This is a genomic window from Colwellia sp. C1TZA3, assembly GCF_007954265.1.
In the GTDB taxonomy this organism is placed as follows: Bacteria; Pseudomonadota; Gammaproteobacteria; order Enterobacterales; family Alteromonadaceae; genus Cognaticolwellia.
This window is the reverse complement of the sequence record NZ_VOLS01000129.1, coordinates 1-1674: the sequence shown is the minus strand read 5'-3', so window position 1 is coordinate 1674 and position 1674 is coordinate 1. Positions and strand designations below refer to the sequence as shown.

The following is a 1674-nucleotide window of genomic DNA, read 5'->3' as shown; positions in this document are numbered from 1 at the left end:
CCCCCCGTGTCAGAATAGTTGTCACCCCTAAAATTAAATTTTTTTAGATCGGGGAGTGGTAATCGAACAATAAATGTCTAGTTATTCAACAGAAAGAAAAGAAGCTATTTTAAGCAAGTTGTTACCTCCAAGTAATAAGTCAGTAGCTGAAGTGGCAAGAGAAGAAGCTGTTGCTGAGCAAACCCTGTATAATTGGCGTAAACAAGCTAAAGAACAAGGTCAGCCAGTGCCAGGTAAGAAATCTACACCAGATCAATGGTCACATGAAACCAAATTCGCGGTTGTTGTTGAAACAGCCTCTTTATCTGAATCAGAATTAGGTGAGTATTGTCGAAAAAAAGGATTATTCATTGATCAGGTAAAGCAATGGAAGATGCAATGTATTCAAGGCTTTCAGAATGAAGAGCAACAAAATAAAACGATAAATCAGCAATCGAAAGAAGATAAATCTGAAATTAAATCGCTGAAAAAAGACCTGAGATATAAAGAGAAAGCACTGGCAGAAACCGCCGCTTTATTGGTGCTGAGAAAAAAGCTCAAGGCCTTTTACGGGGAAGAACCAGAGGACGATTAACGCCTCCCGATGAAAGGCAGATGTTGATCACACTAATTCAAGAAGCAATGAAAAACGGGTGCCGTATTCATCCGGCCTGCGTGGAGGCTGAACTCAGCTTGAGAACTTACCGTCGCTGGTTGTGTGGAAAAGAGATCTCAGTAGATAAACGACCTGAAGCTAAGCGCCCTGAGCCTTGCAATAAGTTAAGTAAAGAAGAACGGCAAACTATTTTAGATACGTGTAATGAGCCAGAATATGCCAATTTACCGCCATCGCAAATCGTCCCTATTTTACTGGATGATGGTATCTATCACGGCTCTGAATCGAGCTTTTACCGAGTATTAAAGCAGGCAGACCAGTTACATCATCGAGGTCGTAGTCATGCGCCGAAGAATGTAGGTAAACCTACGAGTTATACAGCACACAAGGCGAACGAAGTATGGTCATGGGATATTACCTATTTGGCATCAACCGTCAAAGGTCAGTTTTATTACCTGTATTTGTTCGAAGATATATTTAGCCGAAAAATTGTTGGTTATGAAGTATATGAGCAGGAGTGTGGAGAGCGTGCAGGAAACTTATTACAGCGGTGCATGCTGCGCGAACAATGCCTGAACAGCCCATTAGTATTGCACTCTGACAATGGTGCGCCGATGAAAGCTCAGACGATGAAGGCTAAGATGGAAGAGCTTGGTGTGTTGCCGTCATACAGCCGTCCAAGAGTCAGCGATGATAACCCTTACTCCGAAGCATTGTTTAGAACCTTGAAATATCGACCTGAGTGGCCATCATCAGGCTTTGCTAGCCTTGAAGCGGCGAGGGATTGGGTGCAAAACTTTGTAGACTGGTACAACAACAAACATAGGCACAGTAAAATAAATTTCGTTACACCTGCACAGCGTCATCGAGGTGATGACAAAACTATTTTAACCAATAGAGAATTAGTACTAGAAAAAGCCAAAGAGGAGAGCCCATTACGCTGGTCACGTCAGGTCAGAAATTGCGAACCAGCAGGCCCAGTATCATTGAACCCAGAAAAGGAAAGTATAAAAAACGCACAAAAAGAAGTCGCTTAATAAAATTAGGGGAAACAGTGTCAACTATCTTGAAAAACACCG

General features: G+C 42.2%; 1 protein-coding gene. It reads left to right on the top strand.

The window, feature by feature from the left end; translation table 11 throughout:
* The first annotated feature begins 73 nt into the window (after positions 1-73).
* A protein-coding gene (locus ESZ39_RS17435; RefSeq protein WP_146881186.1) for an IS3 family transposase occupies positions 74-1632 on the top strand; the annotation gives its coding sequence in 2 pieces (ribosomal slippage) (positions 74-527 and positions 527-1632; 1560 coding nt in all).
* Positions 1633-1674: the final 42 nt, after the last annotated feature.